The organism is Micromonospora sp. NPDC049171 (genome assembly GCF_040648275.1).
Classification (GTDB): domain Bacteria; phylum Actinomycetota; class Actinomycetes; order Mycobacteriales; family Micromonosporaceae; genus Micromonospora.
Window position 1 is genome coordinate 35,393 of sequence record NZ_JBEZDJ010000035.1, and the last position, 22,059, is coordinate 57,451.

Genomic DNA, 22,059 nt, shown 5'->3' on the forward strand with positions numbered 1-22,059 from the left:
AGGGCAGCGGCAGCGAGGGCAGCGGCAGCGAGGGCAGCGGCAGCGAGGGCAGCGGCAGCGAGGGCAGCGGCAGCGAGGGCAGCGGCAGCGAGGGCAGCGGCAGCGAGGGCAGGTCCGGCGGGGATCCCGACGCGGGTGCGAGCACCTTTGGCCATGACGGTCGGCGGTATCACGTGGGGCGGCGGCACGTCGCCGACGAGCGCGGCGAGCCGTTGGTGCTGGACTGGCGGGCGCCCGTCTCCCGGTCGTTCTACCAGGCCAGTGCACGGGATCCGCAGGGAGTGGCGGTCCGGCGACGGTTCGGGTTCAGCAACGGGGTGCTGACCAGTTTCGAGGATGAGCGTCTCGATCGGGGCGAGGAGCTTGGCACGACGAGCCGGATCCTCACCGCCGAGATCGAGCGACCGCGCGTCGGGCCGATGCGGGACATCGTCGCCACGATTCAGCCGGAGCAGGACGAGTTGGTCAGAGCCGACCTTGCCGACTCGATCTGTGTGCAGGGAGCGCCGGGCACCGGGAAGACGGCGGTCGGTCTGCATCGGGCCGCGTACCTGCTCTATCTGCACCGGGAGCGGCTGCGCCGGGCGGGTGTGTTGATCGTCGGACCGAACCGGGCGTTCCTGTCGTACATCGCGGCGGTGTTGCCGGCGCTCGGTGAGGTGGAGGTCGAGCAGGCCACGGTGGAGGAGTTGATCTCCGGGGTGCCGGTTCGGGCGGTCGACGCACCGGCGGCCGCGGTGCTCAAGCACGACGTACGGATGGCGCGGGTGTTGCAGCGCGCGGTGCAGGCACAGATCGGCACACCTACCGACTCGATCACCGTGTCGGACGGGTCGTTCCGGTGGCGGATCGGGCTGGAGCCGTTGCACCGGATCGTCGAGGAGACCCGCCGGGAGGGGCTGCCGTACGGCACGGGCCGGGAACGGGTCCGGGCTCGGGTGGTGAGCCTGCTGCAACGACAGGCCGAGGCGCGTCGGGCGGAGTCGCCAAGCGATGCCTGGTTACGTCGGATGGGCCGCTGCCGTCCGGTGCTCGATTTTCTGGACGCGGTCTGGCCGGCGCTCACCCCGGAAGGGCTGGTCTACGGCCTGCTCGCCGACCCGGTCCGGCTCGCCGCAGCGGCGGACGGGCTGCTCAGCGACACCGAGCAGGCGCTGCTCAGCTGGGTGAAGCCGGCTCGCACCGCCAAGGCGACCCGGTGGACCGCCGCCGACGTGGTGTTGATCGACGAGGCGGCCGGCCTGCTGGAACGACCGTCCGGGTTCGGGCACGTGGTCGTGGACGAGGCACAGGACCTGTCCCCCATGCAGTGTCGGGCCATTGCCCGGCGCAGCGAACACGGCTCGATCACCCTCCTCGGTGACCTCGCGCAGGGCACCTCGCCGTGGGCGGCGACGGACTGGCGGGAGTCCCTCGCCCACCTGGGTAAGCCGGACGCCGTGGTGGTCCCGTTGACTGTTGGTTTCCGGGTGCCCGCGGCGGTGGTGGCGTTCGCGAACCTGCTGCTCCCGGCACTCGCGGTGGACGTACCGCCGGCCGAGTCGCTGCGCCACGACGGCGGGCTGGATGTGCGTACCGTGACCGATCTGGTCGCGGAGACGGTGGCCGAGGTGCGCGCGGCGCTCGACTACGACGGCTCGGTCGGCGTGATCGCCGCGGACGACGCGGTCGACGAGCTGCGCGCGGCGCTGGCCGCCGCCGGTGTCGAGACCGCGACCGCCGACGACGTGGCCGCCGCGGAGCGGGTCACCGTGGTGCCCGCGACGCTGGTCAAGGGCCTGGAGTACGACCATGTGGTGGTGGTCGAGCCGGCCGCGATCGTCGCGGCCGAGCCGCGCGGGCTGCACCGGCTGTACGTGGTGCTCACCCGGGCGGTGTCCCGGCTGACGGTGCTGCACCGCGAGCCGCTGCCCGCCCCGCTCGGCGGTGGCTCAGCCGGGCTGGCACCCGCCACGGCCCGCACGCCCGGCGACGGCTCAGCCGGCTGACAGGGCTGTCGCGACGTCCCGCAGGGGGCGGGCGGAATCCGCCAGCGGCACATGGAACGACAGCCACGAACCGTCGGCGAAGTCGATCCGCAGCCGTTTCCAGTTCAACCGGTACCGGCCGACCCGGGCGGCGACGGTCGTGCGCGGCACCGACCCGAGCAGCTCGACGTCGGCCTGCGCTCGTTCGTCCGCAGCCGAGCTGGACAGCAGCCCGACCGGTGCTGTCGCGCCGAGCAGCAACCGCCCGTCGGTGACCCCGAGCACGATGTCCCGGAGGCCGGCCCCCGTCGTCGCCACGGTCAGGGCGTGGTGCAGCAGAGATGCCTGCGAACCCGGTGCGCCTCGACCTCCGACACCGAAGAAGAGCCAGTCGACGGCGTTGTCGGCCCGGCCGAAGGTGATGGTGGGTGAGAGCACGTTGAGCAGGATGCCCAGGATGCCCGGACCACCGGGCGCAGGTGGCGCCGCCGGCTGCGGAGGTGCCGCCGGGGTCAGGCCTGCGCCGGCTCGGACCCGGGCCACCGCGCGCACCCGCTCTCCGGCCGGTAGTAGTCGGGTGATCCCCTCCACGTGGCGTGCGTGACGCCCGTCGAGCGTCATCGGTGCCCCTCGTGGCCGCCTGGTCGGTGCGGGTCGTGCCGGGGCGCGTGCCCGTCGTCGAAGGAGCGGTGAAAGCTCGCCCGCCGGCCTCGGGGCGCCGCGGCGAACGCCGTCCGGACCTTCGGCTCGCTGTTCGGGCTCGACACGGACCCTCCCCTGTGCCCGGTGCGACAGGTCAGCCGCCACGGCCCCCACCATAGGCACTCCCCAATGCCGCCGGTGACCCCGTGCGCGACGTCGGGGGACACCACGCCTCGACTTTGTGTCGTAAAGTTCTTTGCGTGAACCACGACGACGATCTGCCGCCCGCCGATGCCGCGGCGGCGCTCCGGCTGATCGAGGAGCAGCGGTCCGCGACGGTACGCGGACTCGATCCCGATGCCCGTCTGCTCTACTGGCCCTGGGGAGTCGCCTGGCTGGTCGGCTTCGGGCTGTTCTTCCTGCGGTTCTCCCCCGGCGAGCGGTCGCTTGTCCACCTGCCGAGCTGGCTGCCACTGATCGCCCTCTTCGCCCTGCTCCTGGTCGCGGCGGCGATCCAGGCGATGGCCAGCGCTCGCGCCTACGGGCAGGTGACCGGCGACTCCGCCCGGCGCGGACACTGGTACCTCTGGGCCTGGGGTCTGGGGCCGGTGAGCGTCTACGCGGCGCTCGGCCGGATCTCCGAGCACCTGCCGCACGACCTGGCCGCGCTGCTCTGGTCGGCGACCGCCGTCGGGCTGACCGGCGCGCTGCACATGGCCGGCGGAGCGATCTGGCTGGACCGGGACCTGTTCCGGCTGGGCGTCTGGGTCAGCGTGATCAACCTGGTCGGTGTCCTTGCCGGGCCGGGCTGGCACGCGCTGATCGTGGCGGTGGCCGGCGGTGGCGGAATGCTTGTCGCAGGCGCGATCGCCCGACGGCGGCAGCGGCACCGGGCATGACCGAACTGGACCCGGTCATCCACGCGCAGGCCCGACTGCGGGTGGTCGCCAGCCTCTCCACCCTCGGCGACGGCGACCGGATCGCGTTCCCCCGCTTGCAGGAACTGCTCGCCATGACCGCCGGCAACCTCTCCGTGCACCTGCGCAAACTCGAGGACGCCGGCTACGTGGAGATCAGCAAGACCCACCGTGGACGCACCCCGGCAACCCTGGTCCGGCTCAGCCGGCGGGGGCGGCGGGCGTTCGAGGAGTACACCGAGACAATTCGCGCCCTGCTCGACCCCACCCCGTCGAAGGAGCAGTCATGATCCTCGCTCGCGCCGACCAGGCCAGCCGCCGGTACGGCGACGTCCTCGCCCTCGACCGCGTCGACCTGGAAGTCCGGGCCGGTGAACTGGTCGGCCTCCTCGGGCCGAACGGCGCCGGCAAGAGCACCCTGATGAACCTGCTGGTGGGTCTGCGCCGCCCCACCTCGGGGCGGGTCGAGCTGAACGGCGGCGACCCCCGCGACCCGGCGAGCCGTCGCCAGGTCGGGGTCACCCCGCAGGAGACCGGCCTGCCGGGCACGCTGCGCGTCGGTGAGGTCGTCGACTTCGTCTCGGCGCACTACGCGGACCCGGTTCCCCGTGGCGAACTGCTCGACCAGTTCGGTCTGGGTGATCTCGCCCGACGGCAGACCGGTGGGCTCTCCGGTGGGCAGCGCCGCCGGTTGGCGGTGGCGCTGGCATTCGTCGGCCGGCCCCGGCTGGTGCTGCTCGACGAACCGACCACCGGCCTGGACGTGGCCGCCCGGCACACCCTGTGGGACGCGATCCGCGCGTTCCACAGCGACGGCGGCACCGTGCTGTTGAGCAGCCACTACCTGGAGGAGGTGGAGGCGCTGGCCCACCGGGTGGTCGTCATCGGGCAGGGCCGGGTGCTCGCCGACGACACCGTGGACGCGGTGCGCGGCATCGTCGGCGTACGCCGGGTCAGCCTGGTCGCCGACCAACTGCCCGACCTGCCCGGGGTCGTTCGCAGCGAACGGATCGACGGGCGGCTGCACCTGCTCACCACCGATGCCGACGAACTGGTCCGCGCGTTGGTCACGGCCCGGACCCCGTTCAGCGACCTGGAGGTACGGCCGACCTCGCTGGAGGAGGCGTTCCTCGCCATCACCAGCGGGGGCGCGCCCGGCGGGGACCAACCCGCCAGCGCAGGCCAACCCGCCACCACCGCCGCCACTGGCGGCCAATCCACCACCACCACCGCCGCTGCCGCCGGCCAACCCACCACTGTCTGAGGAGGCCACCGTGCAGCTCGCCCTGGTCCACGCCCGCTACCAACTCCTGGAGATCATCCGGATCCCGGTGGCCGTCGTCGGCAGCGCCTTCTTCCCGGCCGCCGCCATGATCTTCTTCGTGGTGCCGTTCGCGCGCGACGACGCGGTCGGCGCCACCTTCGCCACCGCGTCGATGATCACCTTCTCGGTGATGAGCGCCAACGTCTTCCAGTACGGGGTCGGCGTCGCCGAGGACCGCGACCAGCCGTGGAACCCGTACACCCGGACCTTGCCGGCCGGGCCGGCACCCCGCTTCGCGGGCCGGGTGCTGGCCGGCCTGGCGCTCACCTACCTCTCGCTGCTCCCGGTCGTGGTGATCGGCGCGACGTTGACCGCGGCCACGATCACCCCGGCGGCGTTCCTGCTGACCGCCGTCACGGTGGCCGTCATCTCGGTGCCGTTCACGCTGCTGGGGCTCGCCATCGGCTACTCGCTGCCGAGCAAGGCCGCGATCGTGGTGGCCCAGGTGGTGTTCCTCCCGCTCGCCTTCGGCGGCGGGCTGCTCTCCGCGCCGGGCGACGCGCCCGGGTTCATCGAGACGATCGCGCCGTTCCTGCCCACCCGGGGCGCGGCCGAACTGATGTGGTCGGCGGTCGGTGACTACACCGTCGACCCGCTGGCAATGATCATGCTCGGCGTCTGGGTGGTGCTGCTCGCCGCGCTCGCCGCCTGGGCGTACCGACGGGACGAGGGTCGCCGGTTCAGCTGACGATTCGTCCGTTTCCGCCCCGCGCCGCGGCGGGACGGTGCCAGGATTCCGGCAGGGGGTCGCCGTGGCCGCCCGGGCCGAGAGGGGTCTTCGACCGTGAGCACCGTCCCGCCGGGCACACCCTGCTGGGCCGACCTGGCCACCCCGGACCTGACCGACGCGCGGCGCTTCTACCCCGAGCTGTTCGGGTGGACCGGCCGGATCACACCGGAGCCCGAGGCGGGCGGCTACACGGTCTTCCTGCTCGACGGCAGGCCGGTGGCCGGGGCCGGGCCGCCAGCGATCCCGGACCAGGTGCCCATCTGGTCCACGTACGTCGCCACCGACGACGCCGAACTGGTCGCCGGCCGGGTCGAACGAGCCGGTGGGCAGGTGGTCGTGCCGCCGTTCGAGGTCTTCGACCGAGGCTGGATGGCGGTCTTCGCCGACCCGGCGGGCGCCACGTTCAGCGTGTGGCAGCCGCTGGCGATGGCCGGTGCCGAGGCGTACAACGTGCCGGGCGCGATGAGCTGGAACGAGCTGGTCACCCCCGACCCCGAGGGCGCGAAGGTCTTCTACGAGCTGGTGTTCGGCTGGCAGCCCGACGACCAGGCGGTGGGCCCGATGACGTACACCGGGTGGCGGCTCGGGACGCAGATCGTGGCCGGGATGATGCCGCCGTTGGCCGACGACTTCCCGGCCGACCTGCCGGCGTACTGGACCGTGTACTTCGCGGTCACCGACGCGGACGCCGCCGCGGCCCGCGCCGCCGAGCTGGGCGGAACGATCCTGGTCCCACCCCGCGATATCCCGGCGGGCCGCTTCGCGGCACTCCGCGACCCACAGGGCGCCCTCTTCTCCGTCATCGACCTGGGCCCCTGACCCAGCGCCTGCCTGCTCAGGGGCGGGCGGGGCGGACGGGGACCACCAGGGGTCCGTGGGTGCCGGGGACGACCCGGACGCTGGCCCGGTAGTGGGTGGCGAGCAGGTGCTCGGTCAGCACCTCGGGTGGGGTTCCGGCGGCCACCACCTGACCGCCGGCGAGCATGACCATCCGGTCGGCGTACTCGCCGGCCAGGGAGAGGTCGTGCATCGTGGCGAGGACGGTCAGGCCGTGCTCGCGGCGCAACTGGTCGACGAGTTCGAGCACCTCCTGCTGGTGACCGATGTCGAGCGCGCTGGTCGGCTCGTCGAGCAGCAGCAGCGTCGCGCCCTGGGCGAGCGCGCGGGCGAGGAACACCCGCTGCCGTTCGCCCCCGGAGAGGGTGGCTAGTTCGCGGCGCTGGAAGCCGGTGAGGTGCAACCGCCGCAGCACGTCGTACGCGGCGTCGACGTCGGCTGTCGACTCCCGGCCCAGCGCCGGGATGTACGGGGTGCGCCCGAGCAGCACGTAGTCCAGCACCGACATGCCGGGCGGCACCACCGGGGACTGCGCCACAGTGGCCACCACCCGGGCGCGGTCCCGGCGGCGCAGCGCGGCGCTCGCCGTACCGAACAGGGTGATCGCCCCCGGCGCGGGCAGCAGGCCGCCGACGGCGCGCAACAGGGTCGACTTGCCGGCGCCGTTCGGGCCGATCACGGTGACCCACTCGCCGACGGCGACGGTGAGGTCGACGCCGGTCAGGATCGGCGTACCGTCCAGGCTCACGTGCAGCCCGCGCACCTCGACGGCCGGCACGTCGCCGCCGACCGACCGAACGCCGTCGACCGAGCGGGCGCCGTCGACCGAGCGGGCGCCGTCGACCGAGCGGGCGCCGCCGACCGACCGAACGCCGTCGACCGAGCGGGCGCCGTCGACCGAGCGGGCGGCGGCGGACGGGCCAGCGGTGGGGTCGGGGCTCATGTGAGCGCCCGCCGGGCGGTTCGCAGCACGAGCACGAAGAACGGGCCGCCCAGCAGCGCGGTCACCACTCCGATCGGCACCTCGGAGGGCGCGGCGGCGGTGCGGGCCACCACGTCGGTCAGCGCCAGGAACGCGCCACCGAACAGCAGCGACATCGGCAGGATCACCCGGTAGCTCGATCCGGCGAGCAGCCGGACGGTGTGCGGCACGATGATGCCGACGAAGCCGATCAGCCCGGTCGCGGAGACCGCCGCCGCGGTGCCCAGGGAGGCGGCGGCGATCAGCAGGTACCGGGTGCGCTGCGGGTGCAGGCCCAGACTCCTCGCCTCGTCGTCGCCGACGGCGAGGACGTCCAGCTCACGGCGGTGCAGCAGCACCACCACAGTGGTCAGCGCGGCGTACGGCAACACCAGCAACACGTCGTGCCACCCGGCGGTGGCAAGCCGACCGAGCAGCCACGAGTAGACCGGCTGGATGCTGTCGGAGTGTCGTTGCAGCAGGTACGTCTGCCCGGCGGAGAGGAACGCGGAGACCGCCACCCCGGCCAGGATCAGCATCGCGGGTGAGCCGCCCCGCCCGCCGGCCGCGCCGAGCACGTAGGTCATCGTGACGGCCAGCAGCGACCCGGCGAACGCGGCCAGCGGGATGGTCATCGGCAGCCCGGAGATCGCACCCTGCCGGCCGGCGCCGCCGAGGGCGATCGCCGCGGTGACCGCGAGGCCGGCGCCCGCGGCCACACCCAGCAGGTACGGGTCGGCCAGCGGGTTGCGGAACACGCCCTGGTAGCACCCGCCGGCCATGGCGAGCAGCCCGCCGACGACCAGGCCCAGCACCACCCGGGGCAGCCGCAGCTCGGTGACGATCGCGATCTCCCGCTCGGTCAGCCCACTGTCGAGGTGCACCCCCGGGATCAGGTTGAGCAGCTCGGCGGCGACGCTGCCCGGGGGCAGGCTCACCGGGCCGAGCGACACCCCGACGACGAGCGCGACGAGCACCGCGAACACCCCGGTGACCAGCCAACGCATCCGCAGCCCGGCAGGCCGAGCCGCGGGCAGCGGCCCGGTCACCGACGGACGACTGTCACGCGGGCACCTTGGCGACCGCGTCGATGATGATCCGGAGCAGGTCCACGACGCGCGGCCCCCAGCGGGAGGCGATGTCGTCGTCCAGTGCGATCACCCGGTTGTTCTTGACCGCGGTGAGCCCGGCCCAGCCGCTGCGAGCCTTGACCGTGTCGGCGTTCTGCTGGCAGCACTTGGAGTCGGCCAGGAAGACGAAGTCCGGGTCGGCCTTGACGATGAACTCCTGGGACAGCTGCGGGTAGCCGGCGTTCTTGCCGTCCGCGTCGGCCGGGTCGGCGATGTTGGTCAGACCGACCTGGCTGTAGATCGAGCCGATGAAGGTGTTGCTCGTCGCGCTGTACAGCTCCGGGCCCAGCTCGTGGAAGTAGGTGAGCTTCTCGGCACGCTGCGGCAGGTCCTTGACCAGCTTGGCGATGTCGTCCTTCATCCGGGTGGCGACGTCGGCGGCCTGGTCGGCGTGCCCGGTCAGCGTGCCCAGCTCGGTGATCTGCCGGTACGAGTCGTCGAGCTTGGTCGCCGCCGGCGTCAGGTAGACCGGGATCTTCAGCTTGGCGAGCTGGTCGACGATCTTGTTGCGGTCGTCGGAGAGCACCACGAGGTCCGGGTTCTTACCGGCGATCGCCTCGGCGTTCGGCTGGAAGGCGGAGAGGTCGGTCTTGGGCGCGCCGGCCGGGTAGTTCGACTGGTCGTCGACGGCTGTCACCTGCGGGCCGGCACCGATCGCGAAGAGCATCTCGGTGGCGGTGGGCGACAGCGCGACGATCTTCTCCGGGCGCTTGTCGAGAGTGAGCGCGCCGACCGTGACCGGGTAGCTGGCGGCCGCGGTGCCGGCACTGGGCTTGTCGTCGGCCTTCTCGGCGCAGGCGCCGAGGGCGAGCGCGGCGACCGCGAGGGTCGCGGCGAAGAGCCGAGGGGTACGTCTGAACATGGGGGCCTCCTGTCGGTCGAGGAGTGTGGTGCTTCGCCGACAGGGACTTTCGTACGCCCGCCCACGAGGCGCCCTTCCTCGAGAGCGCGTATCGCGACCGATCCGTAGGCGACCTGGCTCGTCCCCACCGACCGGGTGGGGCATCACAGTTGCGGGACAGCGCCGGGTTTCGCACCGGCTTCGCTGCGGACTGGTCGCTAAGACGGTAGCGCACCGCCGGGACGTGCCGGATCGATCAAGGGCGGATCGCCACTGGCCGATGGGTCTGGCCGCCGCGGGGAGGCATATGTCCCGGATCTGGAGGCTCGGGAGCGGGTGGTGGGGCCCCGTCGGGCGGGACGGGGCCCCACCCGATCAGGAGGACGTGATGGTGACGTTGTCCACAGCCGCCTCCACCAGACTGGCTCCGGAGGCGTCCGCCGCCTCGACGAGGATGCGGACCGACTGGCCGGCGTACGGCGAGAGGTTGAGGTTGGCCACCGCCCAACTGCCGTTGCGGTTACTGGCCGCGCCGGCCTGGGTGAGCAGCGCGGTGGTGCCGCCGTTGTGCACCACGCTCACCCTCAGGTAGTCCGCCGACGAGGCGTTCGACCCGTGCGCCATGTACCAGGCCAGCGAGAGCGTCAGCGTGCCGGACGACGGCAGGGTCACCGCCGGGGACCTGGCGCTCGTCACGCCGCCGTCGACGTCGTAGTCACCGGCCGCCGAGCCGGCCAGCCGGCCGGTGACCAGGTCGTTGGACCCGGCGTACGGGGTGAGCTGCTTGGCGCCGGAGGACGTGGTCGCCTGGGCGGCACCCTGCTCGAACGCGCCGAGGGTGGCGGTGTCGGTGCCGGACGGGTTGATCGTCCAGCCGGTGGCGGTCTCGAAGGTGTCCGACCAGACCGTGGTGCCGCCACCGCCGCCGCAGTACTGCGACTGCTTGCCGATGGCCCGGTACGGGCAGTCGGCGTACTCGCTGAGCAGCAGCACCGCCTCGCGGTTGCGGGTGGTCTGGGCGGTGATGACCTCGTCGGGCGGGTAGAAGCCGCCGCCGCCGGCCGAGCCGGGGTACATCTCGAAGGTGTACGCCCAGATGTTGTGGGTGGCCCACATCCAGTCGAGGCTGTCCCCGTCGGTGATGTAGAGGTCGCTGGACTGCTCCGGGGTGTAGCTGTTGGTGGCCGCCATCTGCTGACCGATGGTGGCGAAGGTGTTGTACTGGTCCGCGCTCATCCCGGTCGCGGTGTTCGCGGTGGTGTAGCCGTACGGCCAGAGCACCAGCTGCGAGTACGTGTGGAAGTCGATGTTGGCCTTGATCTGCTGCACGCCGCCGACCACCCGGCCGTTGACGAAGTTGCGCAGCGCCTGCGTCTCGGGTGCGGAGAACGCCGAGGGCCCCCGGTAGGTCTCCGACGAGGTGCTGCCGGACGAGCCGCCGCAGCAACCCCAGTTGTAGCCCCAGTTGCGGTTCAGGTCGGTGCCGACGTTCGACGAACCGCTGTTGGGCTGCCGGTTCTTGCGCCAGGACCGGTACGACCCGGTGGCGATGTCGTACTCGCTGCCGTCCGGGTTGACCGTCGGCACGATCCAGATCTCCCGGCTGTTGACGATGTTGGTGATCCGGGAGTCGCCGCCGTAGTTGTCGGTGAAGAGGTTGAGCAGGTAGATCGCCATCTCGACGGTCAGGTGCTCACGGGCGTGCTGCTGGGAGTTGAACAGGATCTCCGGTTCACTCTCGTCGGTGCCGACGTTGTCGGAGATCTTCACCGCCATCAGGTCGCGGCCCTCGTACGACGAACCGATGCTGATCTTGCGGGCGATCGCCGGATGGTCGGCGACGACCTGGTTCACGACGGCGGTCAGTTCCGCGTAGTCGTGGTAGTTGGAGTCGGCGGGCGGGAAGGCCGTCGTGCCGATCTCGCCGGCGCCGCGCTCGGCGTTGGGCGGCGGGGCGAGCGGTTCGAGCCGGAAGCCGAGCTTGCCGATCGCGGCGGCCTCACCAGCGGTCGCCGAGATGTGCAGGACACCGTGCTCGGAGTAGTCGATGGCGGCTCCGGTGCGGGCCACCGCGTTGCGGTCGGCGAGGGTACGAGGTCCGAGCACCCGGTAGCCGGCGGCGGCCGGCTCGGCGGTGCGGTCCGGTGCCGGGCGGGCCGCGACCGGGCCCGCGGCGACGGTGACGATGCCCAGCCCGGTGACGACGGCGAGCACCAGGACGCGGCGGAGAGGGGTGGGCGTGCGGAGGGCCATGGACTACCTCCTCGATGGGCGGGAGATCCCGCTCGGTGAAGGACACTTCACCACCTGTCACATGGTCATATCAATATTGATCGTTACCTTGGCCATCCCAGGCGGATCATCGCGGCGGCAATGATTTTCCATCCATGAACATCTGGCGAAACTTCCTTCCAGGCGGAAAGCTGACAGTCGACGATGCCCCTCTCGACACCGACGGAGCACTCATGGCCAGATCCCGCTTGCGCGCGGGCGCCCTCGCCGGCATCACCGCGCTCACCCTGCTCGCCACCACAGCACCCGCGCTGGCCGGCCGCCCGCCGGCCACCGGTCACGACGAGCAGATCACCTTCCAGGACTGGTCCGGGCCCGCCGACTGGCACCGGGGCAGCCGGGCCGGCACCCGCGTGGTGCCCGGCGCCCGAGCGGGCCTCACCCTGGCCCGCCCCGCCGGCACCACCGAGTACACCGACCCCCACACCGGCAGCACCCGCACCTGGGAGTACGGCACCTGGACCTCGCCGGTGACCCGGATCGGGTTCGACGCCACCGAACTGATCGCCTCGTGGAACGCGGAGACCCCCGCCGGCACCTGGATCCAGGTGGAGATGCAGGGCAGCTACACCAGCGGCGACCAGACCCCGTGGTACGTGATGGGTCGCTGGGCGTCCGGCGACACCGACATCAAACGGACAAGCGTCGAGCCACAGGGCGACCCCTGGTCGACGATCTGGACCGACACCTTCAGCATCGACGACGCCGCCGCCGGGGTGCTGCTGCGGTCGTACCAACTGCGGCTGACCCTCTACCGGGCACCCGGGCAGACCGCCGCGCCGGTGGTCCGGATGCTCGGCGCGATGAGCTCCACCGTGCCGGACCGCTTCACCGTTCCGCCGAGCGCCGGGCACATCGCCTGGGGCGTCGAGTTGCCGGTGCCGCGCTACTCGCAGAACGTGCACGCCGGGCACTACCCCGAGTACGACGGCGGCGGCGAGGCGTGGTGCTCGCCCACCTCCACCGAGATGGTCGTCGAGTACTGGGGGCGCAAGCCGTCGCCGGCCGACACCTCCTGGGTGGACCCGACCTACCCCGACCCGACGGTCAACCACGCGGCTCGGATGACCTTCGACTACGCGTACGACGGGGCCGGCAACTGGCCGTTCAACACCGCGTACGCGGCCAGCTTCCCCGGGCTGGAGGGTCGGGTGACCCGCCTGCACTCACTGGACGAACTGGAGCGTTTCATCGCCGCCGGCATCCCCGTCGTGACCAGCCAGTCCTTCCTCGCCAGCGAGCTGGACGGGGCGAACTACGGCACCTCCGGGCACCTGTTCGTGGTGGTCGGCTTCACCGCCGACGGCGACGTGATCGTCAACGATCCCGCCTCGTCCAGCAACGACGTGGTGCGCAACGTCTACAAGCGTGCGCAGTTCGAGCAGATCTGGCTGCGGACCAAGCGCACCAACGCCAGCGGCGGCGTCTCCGGCGGCTCCGGCGGCATCGCGTACCTGATCAAGCCACTCGCAAAGCCCTGGCCCAAGGCCCCCAACTCCACCAACTGGTAACCCACCCCACCCCCCCCACCCCCAGGCCCCGCCCCCGCCCGGCGCAGTTGATCATGGAGTTATAGCCCGACCACTCGGCGTGTCGTGGCTATAACTCCATGATCAACGCTGGGAGTCGGGGGTTTGGGTGGGGGTGGGGGGGTCTTGGTCTTCGCCGGCCAGGGCCGTGCGGAGGCGTTCCTTTTCGGCGCGGCGGCGCTCGGTGGCGGTGGCCATCTCACCCGCCAACTCGTCCCGCCAACCCCGCAGCAGGAAGAAGGAGAGCGCCGCGGAGAAGGCCAGCGCCAACATCAGCTTCAGGAACACGTTCATGTCGACGAACCAGAGTGCCGCCAGCACGGCGACGAACAGCCCGATCCGGGCCAGCGTGTACTTCAGCGCGGCGCTCACCTGCACCACTCCGTTCTCTCCGTCGCCCGCCGGTGCCGGCGGGAAGGTCGATCCGCCCAGCGGGCGGTCGCGGTCAGCCGGTCCGGCGGGTCAGCCAGCGCACACCCGGGAACCAGACAGTCGCGTACACCACCGTGAACGCCACCGCCGCCAACGTCCCGGACAGCAGCGGCGGCAGGCCGGCGGCCAGACCGGCGACCAGCAGCCCGACGATCACTCCCACGGCGGCGGCGACCACCGCCGACACCACCCGGGCCGCGCCGAACTCCCAGGCCCGGAAGTCGTCCCAGAACAGCCAGGCCGGCAGGATCACGGCCAGCCAGCCGTTGGTGTGGCCGAAGTCGCCGGCGCCGATCGAGGCGAACCCCCAGTCGAACAACACCAACGCCAACGCACCGATGACCAGGCCGGCCAGACACACCCCGAGCAGATCACCCAGGGTACGGATGCGCCCCTCGGCGTCCCGGCGGGGAAACCCGCCCTGCTGCTCGGACCCGCCCTGCTGCGGGGAACCAGTCTTCTCGGTCATCGACTGCGAGGGTACGTGGCGGCTCAGGCCCAGACCTGCTGCGGCTCGGCGCGGCGCTCGGCCAGCGACGGGGCCTTGTCGTACTCCCGGACCACGTTGTAACGGGTGTCCCGCTCGACCGGCTGGAAGCCGGCGTCCCAGATCAGGTGCAGCAGGTCGTCGCGGTGCATGGTGTTCGGGGTGCCGTACGAGTCGGCGTCGTGCGTGATCTTGTATTCGACGACCGAGCCGTCCAGGTCGTCCACGCCGAAGTTCAGCGAGAGCTGGGCCACCGAGAGACCGTGCATCACCCAGAAGTTCTTCAGGTGCGGCACGTTGTCGAAGAGCAGCCGGGACACGGCGAACGTCTTCAGCGACTCGGCCGGCGAGGCCATCGTGGTGCGCGCCTGGATCCGGTTACGGATCTTGCCGTCCGCCGAGTCCACGAAGTCGTGCTGGTAGCGCAGCGGGATGAAGACCGCGAAGCCGCCGGTCTCGTCCTGCAACTCACGCAGCCGCAACACGTGGTCGACCCGGTGCCGGGGCTCCTCGATGTGGCCGTACAGCATGGTCGCCGGGGTCTTCATGCCCTTGCTGTGCGCCAGGGCGTGGATGCGCGACCAGTCCTCCCAGTGGCAGGCGTGGTCCACGATGTGCTGCCGGACCTCCCAGTCGAAGATCTCCGCGCCACCACCGGTCAGCGACTCCAGGCCGGCGTCCATCAGCTCGTCGAGGATCTCGTCGGCGCTCAGGCCGCTGATCTTCTCGAACCACTGCACCTCGGTCGCCGTGAAGCACTTGAGCTTGACGTTGGGCAGCGCCGCCTTCAGCTCGCGCAGCACCTTCGGGTAGTAGCGCCAGGGCAGCGTGGGATGCAGGCCGTTGACGATGTGCAACTCGGTGAGCTGCTCGTCCTCCATCTCCTTGGCCTTGCGGACCGCCTCGTCGATGCGCATCGTGTACGCGTCCTTCTCGCCCGGCTTGCGCTGGAACGAGCAGTACGCACAGGACGCCGAGCAGACGTTCGTCAGGTTGAGGTGCCGGTTGACGTTGAACATCACCCGGTCGCCGTTGAGCTCGGTGCGCTTGTGGTGGGCGAGCCGCCCCAACCAGGTCAGGTCGTCGCTCTCGTAGAGGGCGACCCCGTCCTCGCGGGTCAGCCGCTCACCGGCGTACACCTTCGCTTCGAGCTCACGCTTGAGTCCGGCGTCCATGGCACGTCCCTTCCACCTGCGGTCGGATCGAGCGTACGTCGGAGGGCCGAGCACCGCGGCGGCACGGTCGGCGACAGCGACCCACTTCACCGAACTCTCAGCCTCCCGTAACCCGGCCACGCATCGACATCGGTCCCAGGGTGGGGTAGTAACAAAGGTGGGGCGGGACACACACACTGGTACCGTCCCGACGGCCGCGCCCACCGAGCGCGGCGACGAGCAGTCGGACGGGGAGCGGAATGGTCTACAGCGGGCGCGGGCGACGGCAGCGACGACGGAGCCCGGTGATCTCGCCAGTGCTGCGTCCGAAGCTCTGGGCCGCCCTGCTCGGCGCGATCGCCGCCGCCGTAATGGCCACCCCCGCGTACGCCGATCCGGCAATACCCACGACGATCCCGGACACCGGCGCCCGCCCGCCGGCCGTCGGCGCACCCCAACTGCCCGGCGGCCCGCCCCTCGGCGGTGTGCCGTCGCCTCCGCTGGGCGCCATCGGCACCGGCCCGCTGGCCGCCCAGATCTACGCCGCCCAGACCCAGGTCGGCACGCTCGGCGAGACGCTGCTGAAGAGCCGCCAGAAACGCACAGACGCGCAGGCCCAGCTCGACACCGCCGGCAAGGCGCTCGCGACCACGCAGGACGCCCTGCTCCAAGCCCAGCAGGCCGCCGACGCGGCCGCCGCGGACGCCGTCAAGGCGGACGCCGCACTGCCGCCCGGCGATTTCGCCCAGGATCTTCGCGGGCTGAGCCGCCTGCAGCAGATCACCCGCGGCGAGAAGGTCGACGGCGGCACCACCGGGGTGGCCGGAGAGTTGGCCCGCGCCCGTGCCGCCGAGCAGGCCGCCTACCAGAAACACACCGAGGCCAAGGAGCTGCTCACCGCCGCCGAGGCGGAGTTCACCACGGGCGAGACGGCACTCCGCACGGCCGAGGCGGGTCTGCTCAAGCTGCGCCGGGACAACTCCGCCCAGCTGATCGAGATCGAACGCCAGCAGGAGGCCACCGAGCAGCAGTACGGTGCCGGCTACGTCACCAACCAGAACGTCAGCGGGATGGCCGCGCACCCCCGGGCGATGGCCGCGGTCCGCTACGCGCTGGCCCAGCTCGGCGACCCGTACAAGTGGTCCGAGGAGGGTCCGAACCAGTTCGACTGCTCCGGTCTGATGTGGGCGGCGTACCGGTCTCCGGGCGCCGACTACTTCGACCTGCCGCGGGTCTCCCGTGACCAGTACGCCGCCACCCGCGGCCGAACCGTGCCGCAGAGCGCGCTGCTCCCCGGTGACCTGCTCTTCTTCGCTTCCGGCAGCAGCTGGACGACGATCCACCACGTCGCCATGTACATCGGCAACGGCAAGATGGTGCAGGCGCCCACCACCGGCGATGTCGTCAAGATCTCCGTGGTCAGCTGGTCTCGGCTGTATGCCGCGACCCGGGTGATCGGCGCGGTGCCGGCACCGGTCGTGACCGTTCCGCCCCCGCCGGTCACGCCGCCCACCACGAAGCCGACGCCCAAGCCGACGCCGAGCACCAAGCCGACGCCCACCACCAAGCCGACCACGAAGCCGACGGAGTCGGCCACCCCGACGCCCACCGGCAGCGCGACGCCCACGCCGTCGCCGACGCCGACCCAGAGCGCGTCGCCGCCTCCGACCCCCGACAACACGCCGACGACCCTGCCCTCGGCGCCGACCAGCGCGCCGGGCACCAGCCCGACGACCACACCGAAGGCCAGCACGAGCGTGACGGGCAGCGGCAGCTCGCCGGGCAGCCCCAGCGCCACCGGTTGATCCGCCACGACCGGCTCCGGCTGTCCGCTCGGGAAGATCTGTGGCACCGTGACAACCAGGCACATCCGACTCGACGTCACGGGTTCGGGTGCGAGCATGGCACGGAGGGCGGAGATGGCCGAGCAGAGTGATCCGGCGGAGACTGTCGACCCCGTGGTCGACCAACCCGACCCGGCAGGGCCGGGCACCGCCGACCCGGCGTCCAGCACCGACGCCCCCGCAGCCACTCGTGACGCCGGCCTGGCCACTGCTCACGCCGCCCCGGGCAGCACTGACGCCAGTCCGGCTACCCCTGACGCTGACCTGGCCACTCGTGACGCCGGCCCGGCCACTGCTCACGCCGGCCCGGTCTCCGGCGGCGTCTCCGCCGCCGCTGGTGGCGACTCCTCCACCGGCGACGCTGCTCTCGACAGCGGCAGCGTCGCCGCGGACGTCCCCGGCCCGCACTCCGGGCAGCCGGACGCCACAGACCCGCCCTCCGGGCAGCCAGCAGTCACCAACTTGGGTGCCGGACAGGCCGCGGTCACCGGCCCGAGCGCCGGCCAGTCGGCACCCGCCGGGGATCTCCCGGGCCAGGCTGCCAAACCCGTCCGGGCCCGGGCCAGCGTCGCGACCGCCGGGGCTCTCCGCAGTGACCTGCCGGCCAGCGCCCCGGTCACCGCAACCACCTACCGTGCGGCCGGTGCCGCCAGCTCGGCCGGTGCCGCCAGCCCGGCCGGTGCCGCCAGCCCGGCCGGTGCCGCCAACTCCGTCAGCTCGGCCAACTCCGCCGGCTCGGCCAACTCTGTCAGCTCGGCCAGCTCCGGCGGCTCGGCCGGTTCCGCCGGGGTCTCGGTGCCTGGGCAACGCAACGACTCGACCAAGACCGCCCGGGCCAGCGCCACGGTTCCCGGCAGCAGCCGGGCCAGCGCCACGGTTCCCGGCAGCAGCCGGGCCACGCCCGGTGCCATGGGTGCCCCGGAAGCCCGCAGCACGCCGGCCGTATACCGAGCCGCGCCGGTGCGTCCCGAATCATCCGACCCGGAACCCGAGCCGGCCCGGCCGTCGGCACCGTCGGCTCCGGAGCCGACACCCACGCCACCCGGCCCCGGGCCAACCCAGCCGTCGCCTCCCGAGCCGGAGCCCGCGCCAGCCCCGGGCCCGTTCCCGCCCGAGCCGATGCCGACGCCTGGGCCCCGACCCACGCCGTCACCCGGTCCGGTTCCGCCCGTTCCGGGTCCCCCGACCCCGCCGCCCCCGCCGATGCCACCCATCCCGGGCCCGCCGGCACCGCCCATCCCGAGCCCGCCCCTGCCGCCGCCCGGTCCGCCCGTGCCCGCGCCACCGGGTCCGCCCGGCCCGATGCCGGCACCGCCGTTTCCGCCACCGCCGGCCATGATCGACACGCCCGGCGTACGACCCAGCGCGTCGGTTTCCGCAACGCCAGCCGGATGGCCGTCCACCGCCTCTACGACACACCCGACATCCCGCGACGGGTGGACCGGCGCACCCGTCTCCGCGCCGCCGGTGGTACCGGCACCGGCCCTGCCGACCTGGCCGCCGTCCACCACCGGCGCTCCCCAGTCGGGCGGGAGTGGCAACGGAAACTCGCGAGGGACCGGGTCCACGGGCAGCCCTTCGGCGGGCTCGGCCGGACCACGGGCGGGCAGCACCGACGGAGGACGGCACGACGGCGGCTTCGTCGCACGGGGCGCGGGCAATGCCGGCGCAGGGCGGCACGACGGCGGCTCCGACCTGGCCGGCACCGTCTACGGCAGCGGCGACGGGCCGGGCTTCACCACGATCGCGATGCCCGCCAACGCGGTGGAGAATTCCGGGTCGCTGACCGGGCACATCCTGGCCCAGGGCTGGGCGGACACTCCGGCCGAACGGTCCCGAAACACCCGGGTGATGATCGTCCTCGCCGCCGCTCTGGGGCTGCTGGTGGCGATCAGCGTCATGGTCGTACTGCTCGCCGGTGACGCCCTGGACGGTCTGGTGGGCAGCGTGCTCAACGGGTGAGTCGCCGGGTGGGAACGATGGTGAGTCCGCCCACTACCGTCCGGCAACCGGCTGGCGGCTTCGCCGGTTCGCCGTACACTGGTGGAGATCACTGACCCGGCGCGCGTGGTGCGCGCCCCTGGGCGGTCTTGCGGGCGATCCGGCGGCACAGCCGCGGCAGGCCATCGCGAAGATGCGCCCCGCTCGAAAGGCTTTTGTTGACCACCTCTGCTGACCCCAGCACTGTTCCGTCCGTTTCCCACCCGGCCCCGACGACCGACACCGCCCGGGAACAGCTCGACACCTCCCCGAGCGAGACCGGCACCGCGCCGGTCGACACCGCCGCCCAGCCGGCTGAGCCGGCCCCGACGGCGACCGCCGATCCGATCAGCTTCGCGTCCCTCGGCCTGCCCGAGCCGCTGGTCCGCGCGCTGGCGCAGCAGGGCATCACCAGCCCGTTCGAGATTCAGCGGGCCACCGTGCCGGACGCGCTGGCCGGCCGCGACGTGCTGGGCCGCGGGCAGACCGGTTCGGGCAAGACGCTCGCCTTCGGTCTGCCGATGATCGCCCGGCTGGCCACCCGCAACCGGGCCCGGCCGATGCGTCCGCGCGCCCTGGTCCTGGTCCCCACCCGCGAGCTGGCCATGCAGGTCAACGACGCACTGGTGCCGCTGGGCAAGTCCGTCGGCATCTTCCTGAAGACCGCCGTCGGTGGTGTTCCGTACGACCGTCAGATCGACGCTCTGCGCCGCGGCGTGGAGATCATCGTGGCCACCCCGGGCCGGCTCGGCGACCTGATCGAGCGGGGCATCTGCCAGCTCGACGACGTCGAGGTCACGGTGCTCGACGAGGCCGACCAGATGGCCGACATGGGCTTCCTGCCCGAGGTGACCGACCTGCTGGCGAAGACTCCCGCGAACGGCCAGCGGCTGCTCTTCTCGGCCACCCTGGACGGTGACGTCGACGCGTTGGTCAAGCGGTTCATGACCGACCCGGTGACCCACTCCACGGCACCGTCCACCGCGTCGGTGTCCACCATGGACCACCACATGCTGTTGATTCCGCCGCACGAGAAGTTCCCGGTGGCGGCCTCGATCGCCGCCCGGGACGGCCGGACGATGGTCTTCGCCCGTACCCAGCTCGGGGTGGACCGGCTGGTCGAGCAACTCGCGGCGGTCGGCGTCCGCGCCGGCGGGCTGCACGGCGGCAAGACCCAGCGGATGCGTACCAAGACGTTGGCCGAGTTCCGTGAGGGCCGGATGAACGTGCTGGTCGCCACGGACGTGGCGGCTCGGGGCATCCACGTCGACGGGGTCACCCTGGTGCTGCACGTCGACCCGCCGAAGGACCCGAAGGACTACCTGCACCGCGCGGGGCGCACGGCCCGTGCGGGCGAGTCCGGCGCGGTCGCCACGCTGGTGCTGCCCAAGCAGCGCCGCACCACCCTGGCGATGATGGAGAAGGCCGGCGTCGCGCCGGCCGAGACCCGGGTGCGGGTCGGCGACGCGGCACTGGCCGAGCTGGTCGGCGCCCGTGAGCCCAGCGGCGTCCCGGTTCGCGTCGAGGCGGAGTCGCGGGGCTTTGGTGACCGCTCTGGCGGTTCGCGTCGATTCGACGACCGGTCCGGAGGCCCGCGCCGGTTTGGCGACCGCACGGGCGGCGAGCGCCGCTACGGCGACCGACCCACCGGCGAGCGGCGTTACAGCGACCGTCCCCAGGGCGACCGCCAGTACGGCGACCGTCCCCAGGGCGACCGCCAGTACGGCGACCGTCCCCAGGGCGAGCGCCGCTACGGCGACCGCCCGACCGGCGACCGGGGCTACGGCGACCGGCCGACCGGCGAGCGGCGCTACGCCGACCGGCCGACCGGCGACCGGGGCCACAGCGACCGCCCGACCGGCGACCGAGGCCACAGCGACCGCCCGACCGGCGAGCGCCGCTACGCCGACCGGGACACCCGGGGCTACGGCGACCGTCCGCAGGGCGACCGCCAGTACGGTGACCGGCCGCAGGGCGAGCGCCGCTACGGTGACCGGCCGACCGGTGAACGGCGCTTCGCCGACCGGGACACCCGGGGCTACGGTGACCGTCCGCAGGGCGAGCGCCGGTTCGGTGACCGGCCGCAGTTCGGTGACCGGGACGGCCGGGGTGACCGGCCAACCGGTGAGCGGCGCTTCGGTGACCGGGACACACGCGGTGGTTTCCGCCCGGAGAGCCGTGGTCGGGACGACCGGCCGCGGGATGAGCGCCCGCGTGACGACCGGCGCGGTTTCGGCGGGCGGCCGCCAGCGCGTACCCACTGATTGATCCACCGAACGCCGTCGCGAAGCCCATGCTTCGCGGCGGCGTTCGCGCATGCCCTGCCGATGTCGGCCCGGTCGCGTAACGTCCGGCTCATGCCGACCATGCCGAAGTCGATCTTCTGGTCCCGGACGGACACCGCCGGCAGCGAGCAGGTGCTGCTCGACGACGGCCACGGGTTGGCGGCCCGGGGCACCCTGCTCGCCGTGGACCCGATCCCCTGGACCGCCCGCTACCAGCTGACCACCACGCCGGACTGGGCCACCACCCGGGTCGAGGTCGAGGCCGAAGGGCTCGGCTGGCTGCGCCGGGTGACGCTGGAGCGTGCCGCGGGCCGGTGGCGGGTGACGACCGCCGAGCAGGGCGACCTCGACGCCGCGCTGGTCGCGGCCGGTCATCCCCGGGCCGGTCTGCCGGGCACCGATGATCCGGACCGGCTGGCCGACGCGCTCGACGTCGACCTGAGCGGCTCGCCGCTGTTCAACACGCTGCCGGTCCACCGGCTCCGGATGGCGGCCGAGCCGGCCGACGTGGCGCATCGGATCACCGTCGCCTGGGTGCTGCTGCCCGGCCTGGAGGTGGTGCCGGCCGAGCAGATCTACACCGGGCTCGGGCCGGGTCGGGTGCGGTTCGCCAGCGGCACCTTCACCGCCGACATCGACCTGGACGACAGCGGCTACGTGGTGCGTTACCCCGGGCTGGCCGAACGGATCGACCCGCGCTGACCGGC

The 22,059-nt window shown here is 72.5% G+C and carries 20 protein-coding genes; 11 read left to right on the plus strand and 9 right to left on the minus strand.

The annotated features are described in order from the left end of the window. The first annotated feature begins 173 nt into the window (after positions 1–173). On the plus strand, positions 174–1,988 hold the full coding sequence (locus tag AB0B14_RS32510; RefSeq protein WP_357525911.1) for an AAA family ATPase: 1,815 nt from the start codon (positions 174–176) through the stop codon (positions 1,986–1,988). Here AB0B14_RS32510 and AB0B14_RS32515 read toward each other — a convergent pair. Beyond that, positions 1,977–2,588, minus strand: a complete 612-nt coding sequence (locus AB0B14_RS32515) for a hypothetical protein (protein ID WP_357068675.1) — start codon at positions 2,586–2,588, stop codon at positions 1,977–1,979. The genes AB0B14_RS32510 and AB0B14_RS32515 overlap by 12 nt on opposite strands. A gap of 281 nt (positions 2,589–2,869) precedes the next feature. Here AB0B14_RS32515 and AB0B14_RS32520 point away from each other — a divergent pair, with 281 nt between their 5' ends. From AB0B14_RS32520 to AB0B14_RS32540, 5 genes are all read left to right on the plus strand, one after another. Next, complete coding sequence (locus tag AB0B14_RS32520; protein ID WP_357068677.1) at positions 2,870–3,508, plus strand: transporter; 639 nt, start codon at positions 2,870–2,872, stop codon at positions 3,506–3,508. Then, the gene (locus tag AB0B14_RS32525; RefSeq protein WP_357068679.1) at positions 3,505–3,816 is read left to right on the plus strand and encodes a transcriptional regulator; all 312 of its coding nucleotides are present in this window, start codon (positions 3,505–3,507) and stop codon (positions 3,814–3,816) included. Before AB0B14_RS32520 ends, AB0B14_RS32525 begins: the two co-directional genes overlap by 4 nt. Then, positions 3,813–4,790: an ABC transporter ATP-binding protein gene (locus AB0B14_RS32530; protein WP_357525883.1), complete on the plus strand. Its 978-nt coding sequence runs from the start codon at positions 3,813–3,815 to the stop codon at positions 4,788–4,790. The genes AB0B14_RS32525 and AB0B14_RS32530 overlap by 4 nt, the downstream gene beginning before the upstream one ends. Positions 4,791–4,800: 10 nt before the next feature. Next, positions 4,801–5,538, plus strand: coding sequence for an ABC transporter permease (locus tag AB0B14_RS32535; protein ID WP_357068683.1), 738 nt, complete (start codon positions 4,801–4,803; stop codon positions 5,536–5,538). Positions 5,539–5,634: 96 nt separating this feature from the next. Next, the gene (locus tag AB0B14_RS32540; RefSeq protein WP_357068685.1) at positions 5,635–6,399 is read left to right on the plus strand and encodes a VOC family protein; all 765 of its coding nucleotides are present in this window, start codon (positions 5,635–5,637) and stop codon (positions 6,397–6,399) included. A gap of 16 nt (positions 6,400–6,415) precedes the next feature. Here AB0B14_RS32540 and AB0B14_RS32545 read toward each other — a convergent pair whose 3' ends face one another. The 4 genes from AB0B14_RS32545 to AB0B14_RS32560 form a co-directional block, all read right to left on the minus strand. Continuing rightward, on the minus strand, positions 6,416–7,360 hold the full coding sequence (locus tag AB0B14_RS32545; RefSeq protein ID WP_357525885.1) for an ABC transporter ATP-binding protein: 945 nt from the start codon (positions 7,358–7,360) through the stop codon (positions 6,416–6,418). Next, positions 7,357–8,385, minus strand: a complete 1,029-nt coding sequence (locus AB0B14_RS32550; RefSeq protein WP_357068957.1) for an iron ABC transporter permease — start codon at positions 8,383–8,385, stop codon at positions 7,357–7,359. The genes AB0B14_RS32545 and AB0B14_RS32550 overlap by 4 nt, the downstream gene beginning before the upstream one ends. A 55-nt stretch (positions 8,386–8,440) precedes the next feature. Further along, entirely contained in the window at positions 8,441–9,370 is a 930-nt protein-coding gene (locus AB0B14_RS32555) for an ABC transporter substrate-binding protein (protein WP_357068689.1), read from the minus strand. A gap of 354 nt (positions 9,371–9,724) precedes the next feature. Next, positions 9,725–11,602 carry a M14 family metallopeptidase gene (locus AB0B14_RS32560; protein ID WP_357525887.1) on the minus strand — a complete coding sequence of 626 codons (1,878 nt, stop codon included), beginning with the start codon at positions 11,600–11,602 and terminating at the stop codon, positions 9,725–9,727. A 212-nt stretch (positions 11,603–11,814) separates the two neighbouring features. Here AB0B14_RS32560 and AB0B14_RS32565 point away from each other — a divergent pair, with 212 nt between their 5' ends. After that, entirely contained in the window at positions 11,815–13,152 is a 1,338-nt protein-coding gene (locus AB0B14_RS32565) for a C39 family peptidase (protein ID WP_357068693.1), read from the plus strand. 102 nt (positions 13,153–13,254) lie between these two features. Here AB0B14_RS32565 and AB0B14_RS32570 read toward each other — a convergent pair whose 3' ends face one another. The 3 genes from AB0B14_RS32570 to mqnE all read right to left on the minus strand — a co-directional run bounded on the left by AB0B14_RS32570 (position 13,255) and on the right by mqnE (position 15,264). Continuing rightward, positions 13,255–13,542 carry a DUF4229 domain-containing protein gene (locus AB0B14_RS32570; RefSeq protein WP_357525889.1) on the minus strand — a complete coding sequence of 96 codons (288 nt, stop codon included), beginning with the start codon at positions 13,540–13,542 and terminating at the stop codon, positions 13,255–13,257. A 73-nt stretch (positions 13,543–13,615) separates the two neighbouring features. Further along, the gene (locus AB0B14_RS32575; RefSeq protein ID WP_357068697.1) at positions 13,616–14,071 is read right to left on the minus strand and encodes a hypothetical protein; all 456 of its coding nucleotides are present in this window, start codon (positions 14,069–14,071) and stop codon (positions 13,616–13,618) included. Positions 14,072–14,094: 23 nt separating this feature from the next. Beyond that, positions 14,095–15,264: an aminofutalosine synthase MqnE gene (gene mqnE, locus AB0B14_RS32580; RefSeq protein WP_124815231.1), complete on the minus strand. Its 1,170-nt coding sequence runs from the start codon at positions 15,262–15,264 to the stop codon at positions 14,095–14,097. Between the two features lie 239 nt (positions 15,265–15,503). On the opposite strand from mqnE, the gene AB0B14_RS32585 reads away from it, so the two are divergent. After that, positions 15,504–17,048, plus strand: coding sequence for a C40 family peptidase (locus tag AB0B14_RS32585; RefSeq protein ID WP_357068700.1), 1,545 nt, complete (start codon positions 15,504–15,506; stop codon positions 17,046–17,048). Positions 17,049–17,716: 668 nt separating this feature from the next. Here the strand turns inward: AB0B14_RS32585 and AB0B14_RS32590 are convergent. Next, the gene (locus tag AB0B14_RS32590; RefSeq protein WP_357525891.1) at positions 17,717–18,022 is read right to left on the minus strand and encodes a hypothetical protein; all 306 of its coding nucleotides are present in this window, start codon (positions 18,020–18,022) and stop codon (positions 17,717–17,719) included. 532 nt (positions 18,023–18,554) lie between these two features. On the opposite strand from AB0B14_RS32590, the gene AB0B14_RS32595 reads away from it, so the two are divergent. The 3 genes from AB0B14_RS32595 to AB0B14_RS32605 all read left to right on the plus strand — a co-directional run bounded on the left by AB0B14_RS32595 (position 18,555) and on the right by AB0B14_RS32605 (position 22,054). Continuing rightward, positions 18,555–19,049 carry a hypothetical protein gene (locus AB0B14_RS32595; RefSeq protein ID WP_357525893.1) on the plus strand — a complete coding sequence of 165 codons (495 nt, stop codon included), beginning with the start codon at positions 18,555–18,557 and terminating at the stop codon, positions 19,047–19,049. Positions 19,050–19,414: 365 nt separating this feature from the next. Further along, the gene (locus tag AB0B14_RS32600; RefSeq protein ID WP_357525913.1) at positions 19,415–21,331 is read left to right on the plus strand and encodes a DEAD/DEAH box helicase; all 1,917 of its coding nucleotides are present in this window, start codon (positions 19,415–19,417) and stop codon (positions 21,329–21,331) included. A 102-nt stretch (positions 21,332–21,433) separates the two neighbouring features. Continuing rightward, entirely contained in the window at positions 21,434–22,054 is a 621-nt protein-coding gene (locus AB0B14_RS32605) for a putative glycolipid-binding domain-containing protein (RefSeq protein ID WP_210821509.1), read from the plus strand. The last annotated feature ends 5 nt before the right edge of the window (positions 22,055–22,059 follow it).